26 protein-coding genes and 3 tRNA genes are annotated in these 25,628 nt (G+C 37.8%); 9 read left to right on the top strand and 20 right to left on the bottom strand.

Annotated features, from left to right (window positions below; translation table 11 throughout):
* The first annotated feature begins 14 nt into the window (after nt 1-14).
* Both V3Z67_RS12190 and V3Z67_RS12195 read left to right on the top strand, forming a co-directional pair.
* Nucleotides 15-1,037 (top strand): tetratricopeptide repeat protein, encoded by a 1,023-nt coding sequence (locus V3Z67_RS12190; protein WP_330443570.1) that lies wholly within the window; start codon nt 15-17, stop codon nt 1,035-1,037.
* A 32-nt stretch (nt 1,038-1,069) separates the two neighbouring features.
* Complete coding sequence (locus V3Z67_RS12195; RefSeq protein WP_330443571.1) at nt 1,070-2,074, top strand: endo alpha-1,4 polygalactosaminidase; 1,005 nt, start codon at nt 1,070-1,072, stop codon at nt 2,072-2,074.
* A gap of 205 nt (nt 2,075-2,279) precedes the next feature.
* On the opposite strand, the gene V3Z67_RS12200 is transcribed toward V3Z67_RS12195, so the two are convergent.
* The 4 genes from V3Z67_RS12200 to V3Z67_RS12215 all read right to left on the bottom strand — a co-directional run bounded on the left by V3Z67_RS12200 (nt 2,280) and on the right by V3Z67_RS12215 (nt 5,895).
* Nucleotides 2,280-2,708 carry a response regulator gene (locus tag V3Z67_RS12200; protein WP_330443572.1) on the bottom strand — a complete coding sequence of 143 codons (429 nt, stop codon included), beginning with the start codon at nt 2,706-2,708 and terminating at the stop codon, nt 2,280-2,282.
* Complete coding sequence (locus V3Z67_RS12205; protein WP_330443573.1) at nt 2,659-4,674, bottom strand: PAS domain S-box protein; 2,016 nt, start codon at nt 4,672-4,674, stop codon at nt 2,659-2,661. The genes V3Z67_RS12200 and V3Z67_RS12205 overlap by 50 nt, the downstream gene beginning before the upstream one ends.
* A 190-nt stretch (nt 4,675-4,864) precedes the next feature.
* Nucleotides 4,865-5,512 carry a hypothetical protein gene (locus V3Z67_RS12210; protein ID WP_330443574.1) on the bottom strand — a complete coding sequence of 216 codons (648 nt, stop codon included), beginning with the start codon at nt 5,510-5,512 and terminating at the stop codon, nt 4,865-4,867.
* The gene (locus tag V3Z67_RS12215; RefSeq protein WP_330443575.1) at nt 5,509-5,895 is read right to left on the bottom strand and encodes a hypothetical protein; all 387 of its coding nucleotides are present in this window, start codon (nt 5,893-5,895) and stop codon (nt 5,509-5,511) included. The genes V3Z67_RS12210 and V3Z67_RS12215 overlap by 4 nt, the downstream gene beginning before the upstream one ends.
* A gap of 157 nt (nt 5,896-6,052) precedes the next feature.
* Between V3Z67_RS12215 and dnaK the strand changes: the two genes are divergently transcribed.
* Nucleotides 6,053-7,963: a molecular chaperone DnaK gene (gene dnaK, locus V3Z67_RS12220; protein WP_330443576.1), complete on the top strand. Its 1,911-nt coding sequence runs from the start codon at nt 6,053-6,055 to the stop codon at nt 7,961-7,963.
* A gap of 298 nt (nt 7,964-8,261) precedes the next feature.
* Here dnaK and V3Z67_RS12225 read toward each other — a convergent pair whose 3' ends face one another.
* From V3Z67_RS12225 to V3Z67_RS12260, 8 genes are all read right to left on the bottom strand, one after another.
* Nucleotides 8,262-9,503: a glycoside hydrolase family 5 protein gene (locus V3Z67_RS12225; protein WP_330443577.1), complete on the bottom strand. Its 1,242-nt coding sequence runs from the start codon at nt 9,501-9,503 to the stop codon at nt 8,262-8,264.
* Between the two features lie 50 nt (nt 9,504-9,553).
* Nucleotides 9,554-10,462, bottom strand: a complete 909-nt coding sequence (locus tag V3Z67_RS12230; protein ID WP_330443578.1) for a carboxypeptidase-like regulatory domain-containing protein — start codon at nt 10,460-10,462, stop codon at nt 9,554-9,556.
* On the bottom strand, nt 10,462-11,142 hold the full coding sequence (locus V3Z67_RS12235; RefSeq protein WP_330443579.1) for a carboxypeptidase-like regulatory domain-containing protein: 681 nt from the start codon (nt 11,140-11,142) through the stop codon (nt 10,462-10,464). The genes V3Z67_RS12230 and V3Z67_RS12235 overlap by 1 nt, the downstream gene beginning before the upstream one ends.
* Before the next feature lie 81 nt (nt 11,143-11,223).
* Nucleotides 11,224-12,072: an alpha/beta hydrolase gene (locus tag V3Z67_RS12240; protein ID WP_330443580.1), complete on the bottom strand. Its 849-nt coding sequence runs from the start codon at nt 12,070-12,072 to the stop codon at nt 11,224-11,226.
* Between the two features lie 102 nt (nt 12,073-12,174).
* Complete coding sequence (locus V3Z67_RS12245; RefSeq protein ID WP_330443581.1) at nt 12,175-12,936, bottom strand: C40 family peptidase; 762 nt, start codon at nt 12,934-12,936, stop codon at nt 12,175-12,177.
* 172 nt (nt 12,937-13,108) lie between these two features.
* Complete coding sequence (locus V3Z67_RS12250) at nt 13,109-14,287, bottom strand: acetyl-CoA C-acyltransferase (RefSeq protein ID WP_330443582.1); 1,179 nt, start codon at nt 14,285-14,287, stop codon at nt 13,109-13,111.
* 567 nt (nt 14,288-14,854) lie between these two features.
* Nucleotides 14,855-15,271, bottom strand: a complete 417-nt coding sequence (locus tag V3Z67_RS12255) for an OsmC family protein (protein WP_330443583.1) — start codon at nt 15,269-15,271, stop codon at nt 14,855-14,857.
* Between the two features lie 41 nt (nt 15,272-15,312).
* Nucleotides 15,313-16,338, bottom strand: a complete 1,026-nt coding sequence (locus V3Z67_RS12260; protein WP_330443584.1) for an alpha/beta hydrolase — start codon at nt 16,336-16,338, stop codon at nt 15,313-15,315.
* A 111-nt stretch (nt 16,339-16,449) separates the two neighbouring features.
* Here V3Z67_RS12260 and V3Z67_RS12265 point away from each other — a divergent pair, with 111 nt between their 5' ends.
* A complete protein-coding gene (locus V3Z67_RS12265) occupies nt 16,450-17,421 on the top strand; it encodes a hydrogen peroxide-inducible genes activator (protein ID WP_330443585.1) in 972 nt (323 codons plus the stop codon).
* Here the strand turns inward: V3Z67_RS12265 and V3Z67_RS12270 are convergent.
* The gene (locus V3Z67_RS12270; protein ID WP_330443586.1) at nt 17,413-17,889 is read right to left on the bottom strand and encodes a GNAT family N-acetyltransferase; all 477 of its coding nucleotides are present in this window, start codon (nt 17,887-17,889) and stop codon (nt 17,413-17,415) included. The genes V3Z67_RS12265 and V3Z67_RS12270 overlap by 9 nt on opposite strands.
* A gap of 129 nt (nt 17,890-18,018) precedes the next feature.
* Nucleotides 18,019-18,336, bottom strand: coding sequence for a hypothetical protein (locus tag V3Z67_RS12275; protein ID WP_330443587.1), 318 nt, complete (start codon nt 18,334-18,336; stop codon nt 18,019-18,021).
* 240 nt (nt 18,337-18,576) lie between these two features.
* Here V3Z67_RS12275 and V3Z67_RS12280 point away from each other — a divergent pair, with 240 nt between their 5' ends.
* Together V3Z67_RS12280 and V3Z67_RS12285 are read left to right on the top strand one after the other, a co-directional pair.
* Nucleotides 18,577-19,347, top strand: coding sequence for a phosphatase PAP2 family protein (locus tag V3Z67_RS12280; protein ID WP_330443588.1), 771 nt, complete (start codon nt 18,577-18,579; stop codon nt 19,345-19,347).
* A gap of 66 nt (nt 19,348-19,413) precedes the next feature.
* Nucleotides 19,414-20,187, top strand: coding sequence for a phosphatase PAP2 family protein (locus tag V3Z67_RS12285; RefSeq protein WP_330443589.1), 774 nt, complete (start codon nt 19,414-19,416; stop codon nt 20,185-20,187).
* A gap of 1 nt (nt 20,188) precedes the next feature.
* Here the strand turns inward: V3Z67_RS12285 and V3Z67_RS12290 are convergent, their stop codons facing one another.
* Nucleotides 20,189-20,536, bottom strand: coding sequence for a winged helix-turn-helix transcriptional regulator (locus V3Z67_RS12290; RefSeq protein WP_330443590.1), 348 nt, complete (start codon nt 20,534-20,536; stop codon nt 20,189-20,191).
* Nucleotides 20,537-20,657: 121 nt separating this feature from the next.
* Here V3Z67_RS12290 and V3Z67_RS12295 point away from each other — a divergent pair, with 121 nt between their 5' ends.
* Nucleotides 20,658-21,455 carry an SDR family oxidoreductase gene (locus tag V3Z67_RS12295; protein ID WP_330443591.1) on the top strand — a complete coding sequence of 266 codons (798 nt, stop codon included), beginning with the start codon at nt 20,658-20,660 and terminating at the stop codon, nt 21,453-21,455.
* 12 nt (nt 21,456-21,467) lie between these two features.
* Nucleotides 21,468-21,803 carry a nuclear transport factor 2 family protein gene (locus V3Z67_RS12300; protein WP_330443592.1) on the top strand — a complete coding sequence of 112 codons (336 nt, stop codon included), beginning with the start codon at nt 21,468-21,470 and terminating at the stop codon, nt 21,801-21,803.
* 56 nt (nt 21,804-21,859) lie between these two features.
* Here the strand turns inward: V3Z67_RS12300 and V3Z67_RS12305 are convergent.
* The 4 genes from V3Z67_RS12305 to V3Z67_RS12320 form a co-directional block, all read right to left on the bottom strand.
* A tRNA-Arg gene (locus V3Z67_RS12305) sits at nt 21,860-21,933 on the bottom strand.
* A 22-nt stretch (nt 21,934-21,955) separates the two neighbouring features.
* A tRNA-Pro gene (locus V3Z67_RS12310) sits at nt 21,956-22,030 on the bottom strand.
* Between the two features lie 8 nt (nt 22,031-22,038).
* A tRNA-Ser gene (locus tag V3Z67_RS12315) sits at nt 22,039-22,122 on the bottom strand.
* 157 nt (nt 22,123-22,279) lie between these two features.
* Entirely contained in the window at nt 22,280-22,849 is a 570-nt protein-coding gene (locus V3Z67_RS12320) for a hypothetical protein (RefSeq protein WP_330443593.1), read from the bottom strand.
* A 159-nt stretch (nt 22,850-23,008) separates the two neighbouring features.
* On the opposite strand from V3Z67_RS12320, the gene V3Z67_RS12325 reads away from it, so the two are divergent.
* Nucleotides 23,009-24,448 (top strand): PQQ-dependent sugar dehydrogenase, encoded by a 1,440-nt coding sequence (locus V3Z67_RS12325; protein WP_330443594.1) that lies wholly within the window; start codon nt 23,009-23,011, stop codon nt 24,446-24,448.
* Here V3Z67_RS12325 and V3Z67_RS12330 read toward each other — a convergent pair whose 3' ends face one another.
* Nucleotides 24,449-25,627 carry a THUMP-like domain-containing protein gene (locus V3Z67_RS12330; RefSeq protein ID WP_330443595.1) on the bottom strand — a complete coding sequence of 393 codons (1,179 nt, stop codon included), beginning with the start codon at nt 25,625-25,627 and terminating at the stop codon, nt 24,449-24,451.
* Nucleotide 25,628 lies beyond the last annotated feature (1 nt).

The following is a 25,628-nucleotide window of genomic DNA, read 5'->3' on the forward strand; positions in this document are numbered from 1 at the left end:
TCACACCAACAACCATGAAGAAACTTTTGTTTTTCCTTGCCTTTGTGGCGATTCCTTTTTCTGTTTTTTCTCAGGAAACAGCTAAAGAAAAAATAAGTAAAGGGTTACAGCTCCATGACAAGGGTTATTACCGTGAAGCTATTGCCATTTATGAAGAGGTAGTAGCTGAGGATGATAAGAACTGGGAGGCTTATTATGAAATGTGTCTGTCATACGTATCATTACAAGAGTTTGATAATACTATTAAGTATGCTGATATCGTTATTGATTCTGATAGTGATATGATGCCTAAGGGGTATTACATTAAAGGAGTGGCTCTCGATTATTCTGGGAAGCACAAGGAGGCAATAAAAGTTTTTAAAAAGGGGATTAAGGTTGCTCCTCAGTTTCATTCGTTATACTACTCCCTTGCAATAGTAGAGTGTAGGCTGGAAGAATATGATGAAGCTGAAAATTACCTTCAGGAGGGGCTATATCAAAACCCTTTACACGGCAGTAGTCATTTACTGTTAGGTAAACTGAATTATGAGGAAAGGACAAAATCACTGTTAGCGCTGTATAATTTCCTTATTATTGAGCCGACAGGGAAAAGGGCAAATGAGGCACTTACTCTTGTTAAAAAACACCATAGCCTAGGCGTAGAATTTAAGGATGATAATAATGTGAATATCACATTAAACTCTTTGGCAATTGATAGTGAGTTTGGAGGTGCAGAGGCTTTGCTTTCCATGTCTCAGGCATTGAGGAGGGATGAAGAATATGCCGACAAATCAGATTTTGAATTTTTTGCCGATAATACGAAGTCCTTTTTTATGGTGTTAGGTGAACTAAAGGAAAACAAGAAAAAGAAAGGTTTTTGGTGGGATTATTATGTTGATTTTTTCTATAATCTGGCTAAAAATGAAGAGATGTATGAAACTTTTATGTACTACATACATCAGGATATACAAAATACACAGGTAGAATTATGGTTACAGGATAACCCCGAAAAGATAGATGCTTTTTTAGAATGGGTTACTAATTATAAAAGAGTTTAAGAATACATACCACAACCACTATAAACCAAACAATGAAGAAACTTTTATTGCCTATCACGGCATTTTTACTGCTTTCGTGCCATAATGATATGGACGATACCGGACCCGGAAATAGTAATAATACAGGCGAAACCCCGGGGGAGACTATTATTGATTACAGGCAGGAAATGCGCCAGCTTGTAATGAGTATCAGCATGAAAGGTAAAGCTTCAAACGGTAATTTTGCAATAATACCTCAAAACGGTATTGAGTTGCTTACCAACGACGGAGACCCGTTTGGGCCACTTAATATTCCATACCTAAATGCTATAGACGGACACGGTCAGGAAGATCTGCTTTACGGATATGACTCTGATGATATTGCTACTCCTACAGATGAGAGCAATTATCTTATGGAATTTTTAGACAGATCAAAAGAGTTTGGTAAAACAATACTGGTTACTGATTACTGTACCACAGCATCTAAAGTGACAGATTCATACACCCGTAATGAAGATAATGGTTATATATCTATGGCGGCTCCGCAAAGGGAGCTTAATGTTATACCGCAGGAAGCTCCGTATAACGAAAACGCTAATGATATTAATCATCTTAGTGATGCTAAAAATTTCCTTTACCTAATTAATCCTGAAAATTTTACTACAAAGCAGGATTTTATCACAGCTGTGGCAGCGACAAATTATGATGTGGTGTTAATGGATATGTTTCTTGGTGGGGAGAGTTTTACCCAACAGGAAATCACTCAGCTTAAAACCAAGGCAAACGGTGGTAACCGTATGGTAATTTGCTACATGTCTATAGGGGAGGCCGAGGACTACCGTTACTACTGGCAAAGCGGCTGGACTACCGGAACACCCGAATGGCTTGAAGCCGAAAATCCAAGTTGGGAAGGTAATTACACCGTGCAATACTGGAATGACGAATGGAAAAATATAATTTACAACACTCCAGACTCATACCTTGATAAAATACTAAATGTTGGCTTTAACGGGGTTTATCTCGATATAATAGAAGCCTTTGAATATTTTGAGCAGTAATAAAAAAGCTGTTCCAGAAACCTCATTCTGAATGTAACGAAGTGAAGTGAAGAATCTCTAAATTATTTATAAAATATTTTTCCTTCGTCAAAATGACAAAGCATTACTAATGACTTTTTTGGAACAGCCTTTTTATTGTAGCCGTTCTCCAGATTTGTGTTTTATTTTTGCATTGTAATTAACCAAAACAGGATTTATGGGTGTTTTAATGAAAATCAAAAAAACGTTCCAGTACTTCTTCTAGCATAACTCCCGTTAAAGGCTTTGTTTTGAATGCCGAAAGTGCACCAAGTAACTCTGCTTTTTCCATATCATCCGGATTTTCGGATGTGGTAAGCATCACCACAATCATCTTGCAGTGAAGGTTTTGATCCAAAGCTGCATACTCTTCAAGGAATTCCCATCCGTTCATTCCGGGCATATTAATATCGAGAAAAATAAGATCAGGATGCATTTCACCGTTTTGATCCTTTTGTTTAATGTAAGCCAAAGCCTCCTCTGCCGATTCTTTTATTACAACATGCTTAGCGGCATCATTCTTTCTAATCACCCTTTCATGAAAAAAGTTGTCAACCTTATTGTCGTCAACCAGCATTATGCAATTTACCTGCCTGTTCATCACTTCGTTGCTCATTGTTATCTATAAATTTTGAAATTGTAAATTTAAATGTACTTCCTTCCCCGTGTTCTGATTCTACCCATATTTTTCCCATGTGCAGGCCTACTATTTTATAGCAGTGTGCCAGCCCAATGCCGTGCCCTTCAAACTCACCCTCTTTATGCAGGCTTTTAAAAATCTGGAATATACGTTCAAAATATCTTGGGTTAATACCTATTCCGTTATCACTAACCCAAAACTCATAGTAATTTTTCTCTTCATGGCAATGAATTTTAATAATAGGGGGGATGTCTTTTTTACGGAATTTAATAGCGTTATTTATAAGGTTTTGAAAAACCAGTCGTAACTCCAACCTGTAGGCATAAATGTGGGGCATTACGCCATAGCGCACTTCTGCCCCCGATGATGATATGAGTCCGTTTAGGTCAGATACCACATCTTTAAGTACATCATTACAGTCAATACTAACCAATTGCCTGTTTTTACCCAAACGTGCAAAATCTAAGAGAGATTTAACCAACATGCTCATGCGTCCTGTAGCCAGGTTTATGTGTTCAAGGTAAAGTTTTATTTCGTGGTTAAGTTCTTTACCATAGTCTTCTTCTATAATCTGTATAAAATTACTTACTGTTCTAAGAGGTTCTTGCAGGTCGTGAGAAGCAATATAATTAAACTGTTCCAGCTCTTGGTTTTTGTTTTGAAGCTCTAAAACCTGTTTATTAATAATGATTTCCTGTTCCTTACGTTTGGTAATATCTATTACCGATGCCAGTATAAGGGTACTAGTACCAGTTGTTAAGGGATTAAGCCCAATTTCTACAGGGAATTCGGTACCGTCTTTCCTCATACCATGTAAATCCCTGCCGGCACCAAAATAACGTGCTGTTGGAGCTGCATGGTAGGAGTTTCTGTTTTTAGGATGTCCATGCCTAAATTTTGTAGGTACAAGTAAATCTATTTTTTGTCCAACAAGTTCCTCTTTAGTATAGCCGAATATTTTTTCGGTTTGTTTGTTCACAAGGGTAATGGTACCTGTTTCATCGGATATTATAAAGGCATTGGGAGCCGACTCAATTACGCTTTTAAAATGCACCTCTGCCAGTTTCTGTTTTCTTTCCGACTGGTTTATGGCATTGGCAGCTTTATAGATAAAGCCAAAACAGATAAGTATAAACCCTATTGATGTAATGGCCAGACTTGGCTTTAACCCCATAAGAGTTCCGGAATTAACCCTGAAGCTGGAGTGTTCAAAAAACTGTAATCGTAAGTATGTTACTAAAGTTATTAGTGCAAATAACTTTAAAAAAAGACGCTTCGCAATTATGTTACCAGTTTCTTTAACTGTGAATATTCTTGTAAATCCTAGCTCGGGATAAAGCATACTGGCACTCATAGATAAAATGCAAAAGCTTATAGCTGTATGTATTGCTATTGGTGTTAAAAAGCTAAATTTATAAAGACTGGGTACACTAAAAAAATATCCTATAATACATATAGAAGATATTATCGTTACAAAATGAAAAGCATATTGGCAGTAAATTCTAAGTTTTTGAGATAAGGCACCAAAAAATAGCCCACCTCCCATTATTATGAATAAAAAAGATGTTATGGGAGACATACGCCCCGGATAGGCTTCCTGTTTTTCTATACCTTTTAAATCAGGGAAAAAGAATTGATCTATTCCAAAATTTGCAGATAGAATTTCCTGTAATAAAGATGCTGTGGCAAATACTACCACAAAAATTTGTATTAATAGTAGTGTAACCGAAATTCTTTTGATAGAGGTAGAGGCTATAAGACAAAACGACAGTGCTAAAAATAAAAGAGCTGTATTAAACTTCATGGATATATATCCGTCCAAAATACTTTTTAATACCTCAATATTAAAAAACCATCCTATTAAAACCGCTATTGCAAGGATAAAAACAATCAAGCCTCCAATAGTAACAAAACGAATTTGATTAATCTTTTTGCTTAGCATAATTAAACCAGAATAAAGTTAATACATACGTATATAAGATAGGGTCTGGATGCTAAATTATAATTATTTATTTAAAAATTAATTATTTTGTTTTAAATAGTAGGATTATTACTTTGAAATGCAGTTTTGTTTAGATAAATGGTTTTATTTAACTAAAAATATATATTTTTTATATTCTGTTAAAACTTGTTTAAAGCCACTCAGGAGCTAATTTAGTTGTTTTCTTAAACTGTTCTAATTCGGCTTCTGTCATAAAATCAAAAATGACGCTTTGTCCTAATGGGTACACTGTGAATTTTCCTGTTGTATTATGCTTTTCAGCAAGTTCCTGAATGTTTTCAAATAGAGTATGGTCTGCCCAGTCATTATCAAATGTTAGGTCATATTTATAGTGAGTTCCGTTAATGTCAAATGAAACCCATGCTGTCTCATTATCAAAGTCTATATTATCCTGCACATTGGTGAAATTGAGCTGACCATCACTAATCCTTTCAATATTTTTAATAATAGCCACATAGTCACCTTCATTTTCTATAGACTCATAATCAAAATGCCAGCAGTTGTTTGATATAGGTTTATCTTTAGTATCTGCAATTTCTGCCCAACCGAGATATAGCAAACTATAAGGTTCAGCTTCATAATCTTCTTTATTATATAAAGAAAGAAGGTCATCCTTATCCATATTTTTATTAAAGGTATACCCAAGTTCTTTAAATGCAGTTAACTGCTCCTCAAAACGGGCTTTAGGTATTTTATGTACTTTTTCCTTTAGAAATTTATAAAATCGTGGTCCATATATTATAGTTGTTACTATTATCGCGATGTAGATACTTTTCATCGTAAGATGCTGTTAGGTAGAAAATCTCTTTTAAGATAAGCCAATGCTATTTCTATAGGGTTTTTATACCAATAACCTATGTCATAATCTTTGTCGTTGTCATATAGTACAATTTCAGTATAAAAATTCAGTTGTATTCCAAAAGCCGTGGTTCCGTCATTATATATAGCATAGCTATCTTCTGTTTGAGGTCCGTAAGGCATAACACATATACGCCTGTCTCTTATTTGCTGATAAAAGGTTAAATGCTTAAGTATTTTAGGGTATCTTTTTACAAGAGCTTCATAAAATCCTTTTCCAAAACCATCGTAACGGGCTAAAGCTTCTTCATAGGTTTCGGTTTTATGATCGCAGCAGTGCGACAGAAGTTCATGGTTTTCCATAATTATTTTAAAGTTTTTAAAAGTAATAAAAAAGAAAATGTCATCTTGTCATATTGTTCTGTCATTTTTATGTTTTTTTTCTCTTGGCATAATGATTGACTATTTACAACCAAACAATAAACATAATATTTGAAATTCATAATAACTATTAAACGATATGAGTAAAATAATTGGAATTGACTTAGGAACAACCAACTCGTGTGTAGCCGTAATGGAAGGTAACGAGCCTGTAGTTATTCCTAATGCTGAAGGAAAAAGAACAACACCATCGGTTATTGCTTTTGTAGAAGGTGGTGAAATTAAGGTAGGTGACCCTGCAAAACGTCAGGCGGTTACTAACCCTACTAAGACAATATCATCCATAAAACGTTTTATGGGTAACAAATTCTCTGAAAGTTCAAAAGAAGCAAGTAACGTTCCTTATAGTGTAGTAAAAGGTGATAACGATACTCCACGTGTGGATATTGACGGTCGTCTATACACTCCGCAGGAGCTTTCGGCTATGACGCTTCAGAAAATGAAAAAAACTGCCGAAGATTATTTAGGCCAGTCTGTAACCGAAGCGGTTATTACCGTACCGGCTTACTTTAACGATGCTCAGCGTCAGGCTACTAAAGAAGCAGGTGAAATTGCCGGACTTAAAGTAAGAAGGATTATTAACGAGCCTACTGCAGCTGCTCTTGCTTACGGTCTTGATAAAGCTGGTAAAGACCAGAAAATTGCCGTATATGACCTTGGTGGTGGTACTTTTGATATCTCTATCCTTGAGTTAGGTGACGGTGTGTTTGAGGTACTTTCTACTAATGGTGATACTCACCTTGGTGGTGATGACTTCGATCAGGTAATTATTGACTGGTTAGCTAACGAATTTAACAGCGAAGAAGGTGTAGACCTACGTAAGGATGCTATGGCATTACAACGTTTAAAAGAGGCTGCAGAGAAAGCTAAAATTGAGCTTTCGTCTTCTACGCAAACTGAAATAAACTTACCATATGTAACTGCAACTGCAAGCGGGCCTAAGCACCTTGTAAAAACACTTACAAGAGCTAAGTTTGAGCAGCTTGCTGATGATTTGGTAAAACGTTCTATGTTACCATGTGAAAAAGCACTTAAAGATGCAGGTATATCTAAATCAGATATTGATGAGGTTATCCTTGTAGGTGGTTCTACACGTATCCCTAGAATACAGGAAGAAGTAGAGAAATTCTTTGGTAAAAAACCTTCTAAAGGTGTTAACCCTGATGAGGTTGTGGCAATTGGTGCTGCTATACAGGGTGGTGTATTAACAGGTGATGTGAAAGATGTACTTCTGTTAGACGTTACTCCGCTTTCATTAGGTATTGAAACTATGGGTGGTGTTATGACTAAGTTAATTGAGGCTAACACAACTATCCCAACTAAAAAATCTCAGGTGTTCTCTACAGCGGCAGATAACCAGCCATCGGTAGAAATTCACGTATTACAGGGTGAAAGACCAATGGCACAGGATAACAAAACTATCGGTCGTTTCCACTTAGACGGTATTCCGCCAGCACAAAGAGGTGTGCCTCAAATCGAAGTAACATTTGATATTGATGCTAACGGTATCATCAAAGTATCGGCTACAGATAAAGGTACAGGTAAGTCACACGACATCCGTATTGAGGCTTCTTCCGGATTAACTCAGGAAGAAATCGAAAGAATGCGTCAGGAAGCAGAAGCTAATGCTGATGCCGATAAAGCTGCTAAAGAAAAAGTAGATAAGCTAAACGAAGCTGATGCTATGATTTTCCAAACAGAGAAACAGCTTAAAGAGTTTGGTGACAAACTATCTGACGGTAACAAGCAGCCAATCGAATCGGCTCTTGAAGAACTGAAAAAAGCTTACGAAACTAAAGATGTTGCTACTATCCAACCTGCTCTTGATAAAATCAATGAGGCTTGGAAAAACGCATCTGAAGAAATGTACAAAGCACAGGCAGAAGCTGGAGCAGGTGCTCAGGGTGGTGCAGACCAAGGTCAGCCACAGGGTGAAGCTCAGCCGGAAGGTGACAACGTACAGGATGTAGACTTTGAAGAAGTAAAATAATCCGAGTACTACAACAGTAGTACAAAGTATCTAGATAATGAAAACGCCCCGCAATTGCGGGGCGTTTTTGTTTTGTATATGTTTCTTATAGTTTGTAATTTTTATTCTGAACGTAGCGATAGCAAAGCGAAGAATCTAAATTAGATTAAAAGAGATTTCTCCACTTCATTTCATTGCGGTCGAAATGACAAAACGTTATCGTTTATAATTTTATAACGCCACAGCTTCTATCGCCTTAAACTTATTGTCATTCTGAACGTAGCGATAGCAAAGTGAAGAATCTAAAACTTATCATTATTTACTCAACAGTAAGTCCTAAGCCTTCAATATATCCTTTGTTTTGAAAACAGTTTTCATACAGGCAGTTTTCAAGAAACTGGTTAAGTGCATTTTGAACAATGGTTCTGTCGGGCATATTTTCGCGTATTTTTTCAAATGAGCTGCGGTCGCTTTGTGAGTAGCGTGAAATAGCGGCATAATCTTCGGGCATAGTGAAGTTCATAATACCTTTGGTGTTGTCCATCTTTTTGTATGGCCAAAAGCACCAATTAATATTGTTTTGGTCCAGCAGCAGCCTGAAATCCATTACCCATTCGTCTGTATTTTCTCCGGTTTCACCAATATAAATAGGTACGTTATGTTCGTCACGAAAATCAACATATTTTTGAATAGCGTCCTGTTCCACATCAAACCAGTATTTGTGGAATTCATACACTATGTTATCATCTAAAATAGATTCAAACACACCAAAGTCTCCCGCCCAAACCGATCCGTTAAGGAATATGGTATGCTCTTTATCAACCGAACGAATGTCTTTTACCATACGTTGGTACAGCATAAACAGCCTATGATTGTAATCGGGTATCTGTTCTGTAAAATAATGGGCAATAGGTTCGTTAACCACATCATAGCCTATAATAATAGGGTCACCCTTGTATTTTTTAGCGATTTTCATCCAAACCTCACTCATAAGGTCTTGAGAAGATTTACTGAAAAACAGCCACGGGTAGCCATAACTGTCGTCAATATTATCACCTGTTTGTCCGCCCGGTGCACAGTGCATATCCAGTAGTACATACAGGTTTTCCTGCCTGCACCATTCAATAACACGGTCAAAATATTTAAACCCTGCATTTTGTGTTCCCATATAAGTTTCATTAGTAAACATCTTGTAGTGAAACGGCAGTCGAATGTGATTGCAGCCTATTCGTTTAAGGTATTTAATATCGTTTTGGGTAATGTAATTGTCCAGGTATTTGTGCCAAAAGGTGGTTAGGCTATCCGGACCTATCATTTCATAAAGTAACTGGTCTATTTGCCTTGGCGAGGCTACCTTGCCCGTTTTAAACATATAGCCTTCGGGAACAAGCCAGTTACCCAGGTTTGTACCTTTAAGGGTTATAGGGTTTCCGTTTGGCTCAATAATTTGTGAGCCGTTTGTTTTTGCTACTTTACTCTTTTGTGCTATGACCGGAGAGGTAAATGCCATACATAAGGTAATTGCCGCAATCAGCAGGTTTGAGGAGTTCTTTAAAATCATTTAGATGCGAATTTTTAAATGTGCCCTAAAGATAAAGAATGTAAAAATTACTATCTAAAAAAATTACCTATAGAGTGAAACACACGCCCGAAGAATGATCTTCTAACTTCAATTGCACCCAGACCTATAATTGCACTAGTCATAGTTATATTAATTTCCGATAAATTATTTACCGTTATTTCTTTAGTAGTATATCCTACATATAAAAACTCTAGTATATCCCCTTTTTTTACTTCGATAGAGTAGTTTCCGTTTATATCTGCCTGTGTACTTATTGATGTACCTTTTATAACGATATTCGCACTAGGTAAAGGCCCGGTTTCATCATTTACAGTTCCGGTTATAACAAAAGATCCTGTTTTTTGTTCCTGTTCATTATAGTTTTTATCCTTTTTAAGTTTTATGTTTTTATGAGGACTTGATTTAACAGTTACGGTTTGGGTAATATATCCGTCAAGATAAAACTCTACAATATCGCCTTTATCAGCCAGTATTTCATAATCTCCGCTTAATAGGGAAACGGTGGTTTCGTTATTCGTTTTGTTTATAATAGTAACATCGGGTAGTACATCATTTTTATCACGAACAACACCAGTCAGTATTCCAAGAGTTTCGTAGCTTTTGGTGTTTTCAGTCTGTTCTGTTTTTACAGTCTCCTGTGCTGTGGCTTTATGTACCCCGAGTGTAATAAAACTAATTACTCCGGCAGCTATAGCAGTCCATGCTGTACTTTTTTCTTTCGGTACAATTAAATTTCTGTTAAGCTGAGAGGGAGAGAAGCGTCCGCAAAGATTTTTTTCAGTGTTAAAGACATTGGTGATTTCCCTGTCGGATGCTTTTGTAAAATCAGTTACATTTTTTTGGCAGGCAGCACAAAACCTTCCCTTATCGGTAGGAGTCATCTCATCCCATTTTTCGTGGCATGGCTGCGGGATTGCTATTTGAACTGGTTTTCTCATTACCTGAATATATTACCAATTGAATGAAATATCCGTCCGAAGAATGACCTTCTAATCATAATACCTCCAGCTATTCCATGCTCTATGCATTGCTCTGTCAAGGTTATATTAATTTCTGACGAACTATTTATTGTTACTTCTACAGGATTGTGTGCTATATATGAAAATTGTAGAACATCTCCTTTTTCCACTTCAATAGAATAATTTCCTTCTATATCTGTTTGAGTTGATCTTGTAGTTCCTTTCACAATAATATTAGTAGAGGGTAAGGCACCTAATTCATCACTTACAGTACCTGTTACAATCCATTTTTCAGGAAGATTTTCTTGCGCAATGGAATCAGTTTTTACATCGGTTTGTTCTGTTTTTACAGTCTCCTGTGCTGTGGCTTTATGTACCCCGAGTGTAATAAAACTAATTATCCCGGCAGCAACGGCAGTCCATGCTGTACTTTTTTCTTTCGGTACAATTAAATCCCTATCTAATTGAGAAGGAGAGAAGCGCCCACAAAGGTTTTTGTTGCCGTTAATTGACTGTACAATTTCCCTGTCGGTTGCTTTTGTAAAGTCAATCACGTTTTTTTGGCAGGCGGCACAAAACTTTCCTTTATCGGTAGGTGTCATTTCATCCCATTTTTCATGGCATGGTGTAGGTATGGTTATTTGTACAGGTTTGTACATGAGGTAAATATAAATAAAAAATGTAAGAAAAAAGCAGGCTTTTAGGCCTGCTTTACATTTAAGGTAGGTTATTATAATTGGTTAAAAATGGTTCTGGCAAAAAGGGATAAGCTTACTATACATGTCTGTAAGGGTAGCCAGGTCCCAGTCAAAGTGTCCTCCGCTTGGGTAAAGGGTATATTCGTTATACACTCCAGCATTATCAAGTGCTGCTTTAAGCAGTGGTCCCTGAGAGCTTGGTATTAGTTCGTCCTGACCTCCATAAAAACTGATTGTTGGCGGAGCCATACCGGTAATAAAATTAACAGGATTTACTTCCTGTAACTGTTGCTGAGTAGGAGATGCTGTACCTAGTAAAGCCAGTGCTGCATTTTCATATTGCGGATGATCAGTATAAGCTTCATCAGTAAAGTCGGCAGGGCCAACAATATCACAAACGGCTTTTACATTATGTTCGGTATCATATTTATAGGCATACAACATTGACAGGTGAGCTCCGGCACTAACGCCTACTAATGCATAATCGTTTGAAATAGTATAATCACTACTTTCAAGATACTGAAACATTTGCTGTATGTCCTCAATCTGTTTAGGATAAGCAGGGCTGCCTATATCTGCAAGCCTGTAATTGATATTTACAATGGCATAATCAGGGAAGTATTGTTTAATAATAGGTACAGCCTGATTAAAATCTTCTTTACTTCCGGCATACCAAAAGCCTCCGTGTATTAAAACGAATACCTTGGTATCTTCGGTTCGGTTAGCAGGCAGGTACACATCCATGGTCTGCTCGGGGTCACTGCCATATGCAACATTAAGATAAGTTGCTTCCGTTAAGGGTTGTTCGGTTTGTGTTACTTGTAAGTCATCGTCTTTACTACAGCTTACAAGAAACAGCAGCATAAAAGGTAAGAATAATAGTTTTTTCATGTGGTTTTATTTAGTTGCCACAAACTAAACAAGCATCGTGCCTAAAATGAAAAATCCTGTTAATTAAAACAGGATTTTATTTTATATTGTTTATAACCAGTGTTATATTATTTTCTTGATTACCCTTAGTTTATGCGTATGCCTACGGGTTTCGTTGTTATAGATGCCTAAATGGTCCAGTCGGTCAATACGTACTTTACCGTGACCGTGTATAATGTAGTTGTCTTCCATTATAATACCAACGTGGATAATATTACCTTCGTCGTTATCAAAAAAGGCAAGATCACCCGGTTCGCTTTCCTCAATAAAGCTTAGTGCTTCACCCTGTGTTGCCTGTTGTGAGGCATCGCGTTTTAGGTGGTATCCGTTTAGTTTGTATACCATTTGTGTAAAGCCCGAACAGTCTAACCCAAAAGGTGTTTTTCCGCCCCATAGGTAAGGAGCGTTAAGGTACATAAAGGCTGTTTTAAGCAGGTTTTCTTTTGCAGTTATTCCTGATGTTTTTAATCCTTCAAATGAAAAAGCTTCAGTATTAATTTCAGGGAAATCCATAAAGGATAACGAAGCTCCCATAGGTATGGGAATAAGTAAATTGTTTGGTGTGGTTACATACTCTACCAAATCAGAATTTAATACGGCAGGGCAGGAGGACAGATTTTTATAATCTTCCTCGGTAATTGTTTTGTACTGTTTATTGTCTATCCATCCTTTATAACCATCATAAGCAAGTTGTATGTGTGTCCATTTTGCCTTTTGCTGTAAAATTTTAAAATGTTCACCAAATAAAACCTGTGATGTCATTTCGCTTCTGTCATTCGGTTCTAAACGAAGAGGGACAATAGCAAGATTACAAATACCAAACATTTATAGTAATTAATTATTTGTTGTTTATTTTGAGTTGGTTGTTAACAGCGTTTAAAAAAGTAACGCTGCTCCAAGCATAACCACAAATATAAAGGTTAATTCTGAAGCAGCGTTACAAGGTTTGGCTGTTTTCACAAAAGTTAATAACAGCCTACAGTATAATAACCAATTATTATGAACGTTCAATAACGATTGCAGATGCACCACCACCACCGTTACAAATAGCAGCAGCACCGGTTTTAGCATTGTTTTGCTCTAATACATTGATAAGCGTTACTATGATACGTGCACCAGAGCATCCCAGTGGGTGACCCAGTGATACAGCACCACCGTTTACGTTTACCTTAGCAGCATCAAGGCCTAATATTTTTGAGTTAGCGATACCAACTACCGAGAAGGCTTCGTTAAACTCAAAGAAATCTACATCGTCTTTAGTTATACCTGCTTTATCAAGCGCTTTTGGTAACGCTTTAGCAGGTGAGGTAGTAAACCATTTTGGCTCCTGTTCTGCATCTGCATACGATTTGATATAAGCAAGTGGCTTAAGTCCAAGTTCGTTTGCTTTCTCTTCGCTCATTAATATAAGTGCAGCAGCACCGTCGTTAATGGTAGAAGCATTTGCAGCGGTTACAGTACCATCTTTAGTGAATACAGCGTTTAGAGACGGGATTTTATCTAACCTTACGTTAGTGTACTCCTCATCTTTAGTCACCATAACAGGTTCGCCTCTTCTTTGTGGAACTGCTACCGGTACAATCTCGTTATCAAACTTACCTGCATCCCATGCAGCAGCCGAACGGTTGTATGATTCGATAGCAAAGGCATCCTGCTCTTCTCTTGTAATTTTATATTCTGTAGCACAAAGATCAGCACATACACCCATTGCATTATTATCATAAGCATCTGTAAGTCCGTCTTTCTGTAATCCGTCAATCATAGTAGCCGGTCCGAATTTCTGACCATTTCTCATGTGTACATAGTGAGGTATAAGGCTCATGTTCTCCATACCGCCCGCAACAATTACATCGGCATCACCACACATAATGCTTTGTGCACCCTGCATAACAGCTTTCATACCAGAGGCACATACTTTATTTACAGTAGTAGCGATTACGTTATCAGGTAAGCCTGCAAATCTTGAAGCCTGTCTTGCCGGAGCCTGACCAACACCTGCCTGTACCACATTACCCATTAACACCTCGTCAATATGCTTAGGGTCTAAGTTTATTTTTTCTAAAGCGCCTTTAATGGCAGCACCACCAAGGTATGCAGCAGACACGGTAGAAAGAGATCCCATAAAGCTTCCTATAGGAGTTCTTACAGCCGATACGATTACTACTTTTTTACTCATTGCTATTGTCTTTAATATATTTGTTTAAGTTGCGAATTTAATGATTTTTTAGACTAAAAAAAACAAAATATTTAAAAATAAACAGCAAATAACGTGTTTTATTGGGAATGATTTGAGAATATGTGGTTTTTGTATAAAAACACTGGTATTTACACACATTGGCGATTTATTTTTACACTTTACCGATGAGGTTTTTTAATTTTTTTGAAAACTAAATCTTTGTAAAAACAATATTTGTAAGAAAATACTTTTTAATATTGCATTTACATGCTGAATTTACGTAATTTCTTACGTCGACTACGTGTTTTCCACATGGCAAAATCAGTGTTTTATGGTATTTCACAAATTGAAGAAAGAAGGGATATTTGCATGTGTATTCTAACGAACAGGTAGTACCTGCTCAATATTTGAGTTTATGGTGGGAAAATCCCTCCGAAAGGAGGGATTTTATTTTTAAACTCAATTCCAAATTTTTGAAAGTAGTTTTTTATTAATAGATGCAGGATTAAAAATTGCTAAATTCCCCTCCTTACCAGGGGAATTTTCGTTTTTAGCCCTGTTTTTATTTTATACCATTGTTACATTTAGGCTAATAGCAGCATTTATAGCTTTTGATATAGGACATATTTGTTTTGCTTTGTCGGCTATTTCGCTAAACTCCTGTGCTGTTATACCCGGTACACTTCCTGTAAGATCCAATACTATAGTAGTAATGGTTCCGTCTTCAAAAGTTACTTTAGCTTCAGTATCAAGATTATCGGCTGTAAATCCGGCTTCATTAAGCAGAAAGCTTAGCTGCATGGTAAAACATCCGGAATGTGCTGCTGCCAGTAACTCTTCGGGGTTAGTACCCACACCGTCTGCAAATCGGGTTTTGAATGATAACTGAGTGTCGTTTAATACGGTACTTTGTGTAGATATTTTACCTGTACCCTCCATTCCTGTACCTTTCCAGTTTGCTGTTGCTTTTCTTGTAAATTTCATGATATTAAATTTTAAAAGTTGTTGTTATTTGTTTGTGATAATTAATTCAGTTTTTCTTTTAAGGCATCAATAGCCTGTTTAATGGCTGCTCTTGGTGCCGGTGTATTTGTAATAGGGTTTAGCATTACAAAATCGTGTATTGTACCTATGTATCTTGTAGCAGTTACTTTAACCCCGGCTGCATTCAGTTTTTTAGCATACGCTTCGCCCTCATCTCTCAGTACGTCGTTTTCTGCTACTATTACAAGCGCTTCAGGTAATCCTTTTAACTGTTCAATATCAGCTCTTAAAGGAGATGCGGTAATATTATCCCTATCGGCTTTGTTTGGAGCATAAGCATCCCAAAACCAAACCATAGCATTAAGGGTTAAAAAATGCCCTGTAGAGAATTGCTGGTACGATGCGGTGTCAAACTCGGCATTAGTAACAGGGTAGAATAATAACTGAAAATCAATTTGAGGTCCTTTACGCTCTTTAGCCATAAGGGTTACGGCTATTGCCATATTTCCACCCACACTGTCGCCGCCTACGGCAAGTTTTGTAGTGTTAAGCCCTATAGAAGCTCCGTTTTGTTTAATCCATTTGGTAGCAGCATAAGCTTCTTCGTTTGCCACAGGGAATTGTGCTTCGGGTGCTGGGGTGTAGTTTACAAATACTACAGCGACATTAGCGCCTACTGCCAGTTCTTTAATTAACCTGTCGTGAGTAAAGGCGTTACCTAATATCCATCCGCCACCGTGAAAATACATTAGTACGGGTAGTTTTTCTTTACTTCTTTTAGGTTTTACTATTCTTATGGAAACTGTTTTTCCGTCTTGGGTAATGGTGCGTTCTTCCACATCGGCATCAGGCCTTTTATAGTCGCCTGTTTGTGCATTGATAAGTACGTTACGGGCATCTGCTATAGATAGCTCATAAATTTGCGGACCGTTACCGCTGTGTACTGCTTTTAAAAATTCGCGGGTGTTTTTTTCCACGCTGTAGTTCCCTGCAAGGGTAATGTCTGTTTGACCTTGTGCAACTGTTACTCCCAGTAACATGATTGCTGATAAAAGTATTGTTCTCATCGCATTAAGTTTTAAATTATAATTCTTTCGATTTGATGAGTCAAAATTATTGCAGTATAATTTATAAATCAAATTAATAATTTTTTACCTTTATAAAAATATTTTATAATCATGACGATTCAGCAATTAAAATATATAGTAGCACTGGACGAGCACCGTAACTTTGTTAAGGCTGCCGAGGAATGTATGGTGACCCAACCTGGGCTTACCATTCAGCTTAAAAATTTAGAGGAAGAAATAGGCATTAAGATATTTGACCGAACCAAAGTACCCTTAAAGCCTACTACACCGGGAAAGGAAATTATAAACCGAGCCAAAAAGATTTTAAGGGAGGTAAATGATATAAGGGGTTTTGTAATTCATGAAAAGAATCAGCTGGAAGGCGAGTGTACCATTGGGGTAATCTCAACACTGTCGCCTTATTTGGTTCCGCAGTTTATTAAGAAGATGAAAGAAGTAGCTCCAAAAATGCATTTTACTATAAAGGAACTCCCTACAGGTATATTAATAAACGATGCCCTTACAGGTGATATAGATATTGCTCTTATGGCAACGCCTACGGGGGCTAATGGTTTAAAGGAACACCCTGTGTTTTACGAACCGTTTGTGGCTTACCTTAACAGTAATCACCCTATGGCAGGGGCGACTCATTATGAATTGCAACCACAGGATAAACCTCAGTTGTTGCTACTGGAACATGAATATTGTTATAATGCACAGCTACTTGATATTTGCGGATTAACGGGAAGTGTTGACAAGCACGATGGATTTACCTATGATATAAGTTCTATAGAAACATTAAAGAATCTTGTAAGGGCTGACTTGGGTTTTGCTATACTACCTTTGTTGAGTGTGATTGATGAAAAGGAAAACCCGCTTTATAAGGAGTTTAATGATCCAAAGCCGGTAAGGGAAATTAGCCTGGTGGTAGCCGAAACTTTTTCGCGCAAGCTGCTACTTCAAAAGATAAGTGAAGCCCTGTACAGTTGTCTTCCTGATAGTATGAAGCAGGACTTTAAATACAAAAAAATACAATGGAACGACTCGCCTTATTTTGTAGAGTCGGTTAAAGGATTATTTTAATTCCAGTTCCATTTGGATATTGCAACGCTCATAAGGTGTTGCAGTTCTTTCTACTTTTACAAAGCCTGTTTTTTCGTATAGTGTAATAGCAGGGGTTAGTATGGTATTACTTTCCAGGTATAGCCATTTGGCTCCTTTGCTTTTAGCTTTGTGAACTACGGCCTTCATCAGTTTTTTGCCAATGCCTTTTCCCTGTATATTTGGTGATACTGCCATTTTAGCCAGTTCGAAATCATATTTCTCATCGTCCATTTTAATTAGGGCACAGGTTCCTACGGGTTCATTATTATGGAGTACTATAATAATGTATCCGCCTTTATCAAGTATATAGCTTTCAGGGTTATCAAGCGCTTTATAGTCGGCTTCCTCCATTACAAAGTATTTAGATATCCATTCTTCGTTAAGTTGTTTAAAAGCCTGTTTGTATTCGGGAGAGAAATCGGTGATTATTACAATATCAGTAGTCATTTTGGTAATCAAGTAATTGCGATGCAAAGATAATCAATGACCCGTTTAAAAAGCTATATTTTATACAAAAAGGCAAGAGGAGGCAAATGCCCCCTCTCTGGTTGTTTATTACTATTTAAGGATTATGGATTATGCTGTTTCCTCTTTAATAAATTCGCCGTCGTTTTTAAAGTATGCAGTAAGATCTTTACCGTCTTTAGTTAATATAAACTTATAGTCGGTACCATCGGCAGCCACATACGCGTTTACTAATGCATATCCTCCGTATTTGTCTACCGCACTTTTAAGCACTTCGGGTGCAATGTCGCCCTGTTCAATTACTTTATACTCTTTTTCCTGATGTTTTGCTACCGCTGTACCTTCGTTAATGTTTGTTGTTGGGTTAACAGTGTTGGCGTTTAGTGCTAAAGCCAGCATTAAAGCGCCTGATAAAAATAGATTTTTCATAGTCTTTTTATTTATATTTCTCGGTTACGCTTACTATAATGAAATAACTGTGCCGTTAAGGTTTTAAGGGAATACGGGTGTTTTTACACTGTTTTTGTGGGGAACTGCCTACTGTGGTGTGTAGAGGTTCTACAGTTTTTGGAGGTTTAAATTCAAATTTAAGATTGGCTTAAGATTAGGTTTGGTGTTCAATTTTTTTAAGGGGCTATCCGTTAAAGAGATAAATACCGTACTATAAAAATGAAGAGGATAATAAAACTGATTTTACTTTTACTATTTTGCCCTTACGTAGTAAAAGCACAGCTGGCCCAAACCGACACCATAACCGATTCGACAGCAACAAAACATAGCCGTTATAATTTCCGTCAACTGGTAATACCTGTGGCGCTGGTTGGCTATGGTGTAATAGGGTTGGATAACGGACAGTGTAAAAAAATTAATTACAGTATCCGCAATGAAGTGGTTGAGGATATTGACCAAAAAATTACTATTGACGACTTTATGCAATATGCTCCTGCACTATCGGTTTATACCCTTAACCTGGCAGGGGTAGAAGGGAAACATAATTTTAAGGACAGGACTATTATCATGGCTACATCTTATATTGTAATGAGTAGTACGGTACTTTCTCTTAAATCGGTTACACACCAGTTACGACCAGATGGCAGTTCATACAATTCGTTTCCATCGGGGCATACTGCTACTGCTTTTGCCGGAGCCGAGTTTTTATGGCAGGAGTATAAAGATGTATCTATATGGTATGGTATATCGGGTTACCTTGTGGCTACCGGTACCGGTATGTTCAGGATGTATAATAACAGGCACTGGCTTACTGATGTAGCTGCCGGTGCCGGTATAGGGATACTGAGTACTAAGTTTGCCTACTGGGTTTATCCGTTTTTAAGAGATAAAGTTTTTAAAGGTAAAAACAGTGAAAAAAAAGTTTCTGCTATGGCGATGCCTTATTATAACGGAGAACAACTGGGGGCTGCCGTAACCATAAGATTTTAGTTTTGTTTAATAGGAATTTATTTCCTTATTTTGGCGCCTTACAGATGTTAATACGATCCCTATACTATGATAAAAAGGCTGTTTTTACTTTTAGTTTTTTTTCCGTTATGGCTTACAGCACAGGAAAATAAGATTGCTAATGATACAGTTAAGATAAGTGATTTTTCTGACTCAAGGTATCGCTTTAATGTAAAACAGATTATAATACCAAGTACACTTATAGCTTATGGGGTAATAGGGTTGCATAACGACGATATCAAAAAGCTGAATACCGATATAAGGACTAAGGTTTTGAAAAATGAGCATAAGGAGCGAAGGGTGGATGATGTTACCCGTTTTGTACCCATGCTTTCGGTGTATGCCTTAAATTTAGTTGGAGTAGAAGGGAAGCATAACCTAGGCGACCGTACCATTATCCTAACCACATCGTTACTTATAACTTTTACCAGTATAAGAAGTATAAAAGCAATGACCAATATACAGCGACCTGATATTACATCTTACAATTCGTTTCCGTCAGGGCATACGGCTACTGTTTTTGCTGGGGCTGAGTTCCTGTTTCAGGAGTATAAGCACAAATCTATTTGGTATGGTATATCGGGCTATATAGTGGCTACCGGAACCGGACTGATGCGTATATACAACAACAGGCACTGGCTTACCGATGTGGCTGCCGGAGCGGGTATTGGTATACTGAGTACCAAAATAGCCTACTGGGTGTATCCTTTTTTAAAGAATAAGGTATTTAAAGGAGGCAATACAGAAAGTAAGGTAACAGCTATGGCAATGCCATTTTATAACGGAGAGCAGTTTGGTGGTAGTGTAGTAGTGAAGTTTTAGATTATTTAGTAATCACATTTCGTAACCGTTCTTCATTTTTATCACCCCATTCTCCCATAAGGCTAATAACAGGAATTAATGTTTTACCAAAATCAGTTAGGGAGTATTCAACTTTTGGCGGAACAACAGCATATACTTTCCTGCTAACCAATTCATGTTTTTCCAATTCCTTTAACTGCATATTTAAAACCCTGCGTGAAGCATCGGGGATTTTACGTTGCAACTCACTCGGACGTTTATTACCTTCATTAATAAACCACAGTAAACGTATTTTCCATTTACCATATAGAACTTCTCCAATTAAATCGAGTCCGCAATTTAGGTTTAAAGGTATTTTTCTCTCATACATATTACAAAGTTACCCTAATGTTCCAAAATGTACAATAGGGGAATAATTTATCCCTATGCAATTCGGTTTTCCGTACTTGTACAAACAATACATACTCCTGAACTTTGTATAAAAATAATAAATGATGACACAGGAATTTAATTTTAACAAAGAACTTACAGGTAAAGTAGCCTTAGTGACAGGAGGTACTAAAGGAACCGGGAAAGCAATAGCAGAAAGGTTATATGTTGCCGGAGCAACGGTAATTATTACCGCGAGGAATAGCCCTGCTGAGACTAAAGAAGGCTTGTATTTTATTGCAGCTGACTTAAGTAAGGCAGAAGGAACTCAAAAAGTTGTTGATGAGGTTATGGCAAAGTTTGGCAGGCTTGATATTTTGATTAATAATTTGGGAGGGTCTGATACTAAGGGTGGCGGATTTGTTTCGCTTAATGATGAAGACTGGGAAACAACTATTCAGACCAATCTGTTTGCGCCTGTCCGTTTAGATAGGGCTTTCCTTCCTCAAATGATAACCCGAAAGAAAGGTGTTATTATCCATATAGCTTCTATTCAGGGTAAATTACCCTTATACGATTCTACCTTGCCTTATGCGGCTGCAAAAGCAGGATTGATTAATTATAGTAAAAACCTGTCTAATGAGGTCTCGCCAAAGGGTGTTCGTGTATTAACGGTTTCTCCCGGCTGGATTCAAACAGATGGTGCTACATCTATGATGAATGAAATTGCAGAGAGAACAGGTGTTACTTTTAACGAGGCAGTGCAAACAGTAATGGATAGCCTGGGAGGGATACCTTACGGAAGACCGGCTAAGCCTGAAGAGGTGGCAGAACTAATAGGTTTTTTAGTTTCACACAAAGCAGATTATTTAACAGGAACAGAGTTTATAATTGACGGTGGTACTATACCTACCGTTTAAAATTTTTATATTATGGATACAACAGATTTACCAAAAGTAGTATTAGGTTTAGTAAAAGCACAAAATGATTTTGATGCTGTAGCTTATGCAGATTGTTTTACTGAAAATGCTGAGGTTTTTGATGAAGGAAAAACGTATAAAGGAAAAGATGAGATTAAAGCCTGGATAGAGGATGCGAATAAAAGGTATCAGGTTATGATGAAGCCGGTAGCGTATACCAAAATGAGTGATACTAGCAGTGTTTTAAGTGCAGAAATTTCAGGTTCTTTTCCGGGGAGTCCTCTTGTATTACAATATCATCTTAATATTAAGGAGGAGGAGATACATTCGCTGGAAATAACGAGCTAAATTTTTTAGATACTTATATAAACCAAAAAAGCCTTTGATTTCTCAAAGGCTTTTTGTGATCGCGACAGGATTCGAACCTGTGACCGCCTGCTTAGAAGGCAGGTGCTCTATCCAGCTGAGCTACGCGACCGAAGTTTGTGTTAGTCTTTTTGTCGGGGTGGCAGGATTCGAACCTGCGACCTCCTGGTCCCAAACCAGGCGCGATGACCGGGCTACGCTACACCCCGAAAAGAAGCGGAGAGACAGGGATTCGAACCCTGGCGACGGTTACCCGCCGACAGATTAGCAATCTGCTCCGTTACCACTCCGGCACCTCTCCTCTTTGCTCAAGACGTTAAGCCTTTTTTGCGGTTGCAAATGTAGATGATGATTCTGGTTTCTGCAACTATTTTTAAAGGTTTTTTTAATTTTTTTGAAACTTTAATTTAAAGTATTTCACACTCAGCATTATAGCAACATTAAAAAATTGTAGTTTTTTACTTAACACATTTGAGGTATTGAATAAAATAGCTATCCGGCTTGTAATTTTTGCCCATAGTTTCTGATTCAAGGTTACTTCTTAAAGGATAATCTACGGTTTCAGCCGAGTAAAGTACTCTCATAAAAAGTACTGGAGACGCCTCTAAATCTTCAATAGATCCTTTAGTGAACAAAAAATGTCCGTTAAGCATTCTTAAATTTTTCTTTTCGGCTTCGTCATACAACAATTGTGAGCAGGCATCTTCATCTATACAATACAGGGTTATAACTTTTCCGCTGGTGAGTTGCAGGTGTATGCGAGATTTTTTTGTAAAACAATACGCTTTAGGGAAATCATCACTTTTTGCCAGTAACTGGAAGTTTAGTACCGGTATGTCGTCATGTAGTGTCATGGAGAAGAAAACAAAGCTCGATGTTCCGGCAAATACCTTTTCGTGCATTAAATATTCGGGAGTCGATTTTGTTTCTCCGGTATCGGTAGTTACAACAGTAAAATTGCAGTCGTCCTGCTGAGCCTGTGCTGTAAGGCCTGAAGCCAGCAATAGCATCAGTACGTATTTTTTCATGTATGCGGTGTGCTTTAAATTAATGAGATAAGAGCCAAATATAATTAAAATGATACAGCCATGCTTTTAAATTTTAGGTTTAATTTAATAATAGCCTTTTGGTTTTGCATTGCACCAGCCACTATGTTTTTGTACTTTGACAGCTTAAAAATCTGCATCATGACTTTTAAAACATTTGTATTTCCGGTAATGGCAGTAGCTTGTGTTGTGTTGTTTTCCTGTAAGGATAAAAAGGAAGGCTATACCGTGGCTCAGGAGGTCGCTGTAACAACGAATCAGGACAGGGCTGCACAAAACTACCAAAACTACTGTAGCGGCTGCCACGGCGAGAAAATGGATATGTTTGTAGACAGGCAATGGAAACACGGCAGTGAGCTAAAGGATTTGGTTTTTGGTATTAAAAACGGCTATAGTAATGATGGTATGCCTGCATTTGCTGAAACCTTTAGTGATAAGGAAACCGAAGAACTGGCTCAATACATACTTGCCGGAATAAAAAATGTGGAACAGTATTATTTTGACGACTCTCCTAAGTCCAACCTGTTTAAAAGCGAAAAGCTTACTGTAAAGGTAGATACTATAGCAACCGGAATTGCTGTTCCCTGGGGTATTGCTTTTTTACCAGATAATGAACTACTGGTAACTAACAGGGGAGGAGAACTGTATAGGGTAAAGAACAGAAAGAATACCAAAGTTAACGGTGTACCGGAAGTGGTTGCCGAAGGACAGGGCGGACTACTGGATGTGATTTTACATCCTGATTATGCAAACAACCACCGTATTTATTTTTCGTATTCTAAAGGGAAAAAGGAAAACGGACGCAAACTGGCCACCACAGCAGTTATGACTGCTATACTTGAGGGGAATAGTTTAAAACAACAAAAGATAATTTTTGAGGCCAATCCGTATGCACCTACACGTCATCATTACGGTAGCAGACTGGTGTTTGACGATAAGGGTTACCTGTTCATATCGGTAGGGGAAAGGGGCAACGAAAACGGAAACCCGCAAACACTGGGCGATAATCAGTTGGGCAAAATACACCGCATAAAGGATGACGGAAGTATACCTGCAGATAATCCGTTTAAGGATAAAAACGGTAAGCCTACCAGCTTATATTGCTATGGTAACCGTAACCCGCAGAGTTTGGCTATTAATCCGTTCACGGGCGAACTATGGGAAACCGAACACGGTCCGCGTGGTGGGGATGAGATTAATATAATCACTCCGGGTACCAATTACGGTTGGCCATTGGTAAGCTACGGTATTAATTATAACGGAGAGGTAATTACTGATAAAACCGAAGCTCCGGGTATACAGGATCCGTTGCACTACTGGATACCGTCTATTGCGCCAAGCGGAATGGCTTTTGTAACTTCCGATGTTTATAAGCCGTGGAAGGGGGCTTTACTTATAGGATCCTTACGCTTTAAATACCTTAACCTTTGCTACCTTGACGGCAATAAGGTTACCCACGAGGAGAAATTGCTTAAAAACATAGGCCGACTTAGAGATGTAAGGCAGGGACCGGACGGTTATATTTATGTAGGTGTTGAAGATACCGATGCCAGTATACTAAGGCTAGTACCTGTTCAGTAATCAGGCTTTACTGCAAACAAGCATTAGTTTGTTATTATCCTTATCGGTAGTGAAAAATGCGTAGGTATCGCCTCCGTCCTTTATTTTCCATTTCTTACGAAGCCCTTCTACTGGTATAGGGAAGTTACGCACGGTAATGTTCATTTTTTGTCCTGTAGCGTGCTTTTTCATTTCGGTCTTACCATAAGGCACAATCTCATTAATAACGAATCTGCGCCCCGGAAAATCAATCAATGTATCACTTGTGTAAAGTTGCGTATGCCTGTGTAGTTTGTACAGGTTAAACTGTTTTGCCACATCGTTAAATGCGCCCGACTTCATTATGGCACTATTGGGCTCATACAGGTAACGTAACGGTAGGGAATAGGAGGCATTAGGTTCATCTTCTACCGTGGTAGTGAATACTTCTGGTTCACCGTCTTTACTAAGATTTACCGCATGTATGGCAGGTATTCCTGTAAATCCTTTTTCAAGGCGCCAAAGCAGCTCCTTAACTTCGTTATTAAGGGCTGTAATGTATATTTCCTTAACCGAATGCAGTTCACCTAATCCGGCAGCTATATCCAACAACGGAGCTATTTTAATGAGTATGTTACTACTGTAGTTAAAGTAAGTGTCTAAAAGTTCGGGTACGTTAGGCAGACAATCTTTTAGCATAAAAACCTTTCCCTTAACATCACTACGGCGAGATGGGTCTATGTAAATCCAGTCCCACTGTTGTTTCAGTTCGGTTAAGGTATCAAGGCTGTCGCCTGTATAGCATTGTATATTGCTAACTCCCATATTGCTAATATTATGAGCAACAATTTGAGAGAGTTGTTCATTCATTTCGCAATGGGCTACTTTGCTAATGGTTTTAGCAAAATAATAATCGTCCACACCAAAACCTCCGGTAAGGTCAATAAGACTTTCACCTGATACAAGGGATGCTTTGTACTGAGCTGTGATTTCTGATGAGGTTTGCTCTACCGATACTTTTGAAGGATAAATAATATTACTGCTCTCAAACCAGGTAGGGAGTTTGTCCTTTGCTTTTTGTCTCGCAGCGATTTGGTTTAGTACCTCGGTCCATTCCACATCGGGGAACGGGTTTTTCTGCAATGCGAGTTTGGTCACATTGGTGTTGGTATTCTGTAAAATAAACTCCTGAACCTGCGGACTTAAAATGGTAAGAGGCAAA

It is taken from the genome of Flavobacterium sp. C4GT6 (assembly GCF_036347315.1).
GTDB lineage: Bacteria > Bacteroidota > Bacteroidia > Flavobacteriales > Flavobacteriaceae > Flavobacterium.

Coding starts and splice junctions, on each gene's coding strand:
- V3Z67_RS12255 (WP_330443583.1), bottom strand. CDS start 15,271: ATGAAATTTACAAGAAAAGCAACAGCAAACTGGAAAGGTACAGGAATG.
- V3Z67_RS12230 (WP_330443578.1), bottom strand. CDS start 10,462: ATGAGAAAACCAGTTCAAATAGCAATCCCGCAGCCATGCCACGAAAAA.
- V3Z67_RS12210 (WP_330443574.1), bottom strand. CDS start 5,512: ATGAAAAGTATCTACATCGCGATAATAGTAACAACTATAATATATGGA.
- V3Z67_RS12235 (WP_330443579.1), bottom strand. CDS start 11,142: ATGTACAAACCTGTACAAATAACCATACCTACACCATGCCATGAAAAA.
- V3Z67_RS12190 (WP_330443570.1), top strand. CDS start 15: ATGAAGAAACTTTTGTTTTTCCTTGCCTTTGTGGCGATTCCTTTTTCT.
- V3Z67_RS12250 (WP_330443582.1), bottom strand. CDS start 14,287: ATGAGTAAAAAAGTAGTAATCGTATCGGCTGTAAGAACTCCTATAGGA.
- V3Z67_RS12245 (WP_330443581.1), bottom strand. CDS start 12,936: ATGTTTGGTATTTGTAATCTTGCTATTGTCCCTCTTCGTTTAGAACCG.
- V3Z67_RS12285 (WP_330443589.1), top strand. CDS start 19,414: ATGATAAAAAGGCTGTTTTTACTTTTAGTTTTTTTTCCGTTATGGCTT.
- V3Z67_RS12275 (WP_330443587.1), bottom strand. CDS start 18,336: ATGAAAAATCTATTTTTATCAGGCGCTTTAATGCTGGCTTTAGCACTA.
- V3Z67_RS12200 (WP_330443572.1), bottom strand. CDS start 2,708: ATGAGCAACGAAGTGATGAACAGGCAGGTAAATTGCATAATGCTGGTT.
- V3Z67_RS12195 (WP_330443571.1), top strand. CDS start 1,070: ATGAAGAAACTTTTATTGCCTATCACGGCATTTTTACTGCTTTCGTGC.
- V3Z67_RS12260 (WP_330443584.1), bottom strand. CDS start 16,338: ATGAGAACAATACTTTTATCAGCAATCATGTTACTGGGAGTAACAGTT.
- V3Z67_RS12215 (WP_330443575.1), bottom strand. CDS start 5,895: ATGGAAAACCATGAACTTCTGTCGCACTGCTGCGATCATAAAACCGAA.
- V3Z67_RS12290 (WP_330443590.1), bottom strand. CDS start 20,536: ATGTATGAGAGAAAAATACCTTTAAACCTAAATTGCGGACTCGATTTA.
- V3Z67_RS12270 (WP_330443586.1), bottom strand. CDS start 17,889: ATGACTACTGATATTGTAATAATCACCGATTTCTCTCCCGAATACAAA.
- V3Z67_RS12265 (WP_330443585.1), top strand. CDS start 16,450: ATGACGATTCAGCAATTAAAATATATAGTAGCACTGGACGAGCACCGT.
- V3Z67_RS12225 (WP_330443577.1), bottom strand. CDS start 9,503: ATGATTTTAAAGAACTCCTCAAACCTGCTGATTGCGGCAATTACCTTA.
- V3Z67_RS12240 (WP_330443580.1), bottom strand. CDS start 12,072: ATGAAAAAACTATTATTCTTACCTTTTATGCTGCTGTTTCTTGTAAGC.
- V3Z67_RS12300 (WP_330443592.1), top strand. CDS start 21,468: ATGGATACAACAGATTTACCAAAAGTAGTATTAGGTTTAGTAAAAGCA.
- V3Z67_RS12325 (WP_330443594.1), top strand. CDS start 23,009: ATGACTTTTAAAACATTTGTATTTCCGGTAATGGCAGTAGCTTGTGTT.
- V3Z67_RS12295 (WP_330443591.1), top strand. CDS start 20,658: ATGATGACACAGGAATTTAATTTTAACAAAGAACTTACAGGTAAAGTA.
- V3Z67_RS12280 (WP_330443588.1), top strand. CDS start 18,577: ATGAAGAGGATAATAAAACTGATTTTACTTTTACTATTTTGCCCTTAC.
- dnaK (WP_330443576.1), top strand. CDS start 6,053: ATGAGTAAAATAATTGGAATTGACTTAGGAACAACCAACTCGTGTGTA.
- V3Z67_RS12205 (WP_330443573.1), bottom strand. CDS start 4,674: ATGCTAAGCAAAAAGATTAATCAAATTCGTTTTGTTACTATTGGAGGC.
- V3Z67_RS12320 (WP_330443593.1), bottom strand. CDS start 22,849: ATGAAAAAATACGTACTGATGCTATTGCTGGCTTCAGGCCTTACAGCA.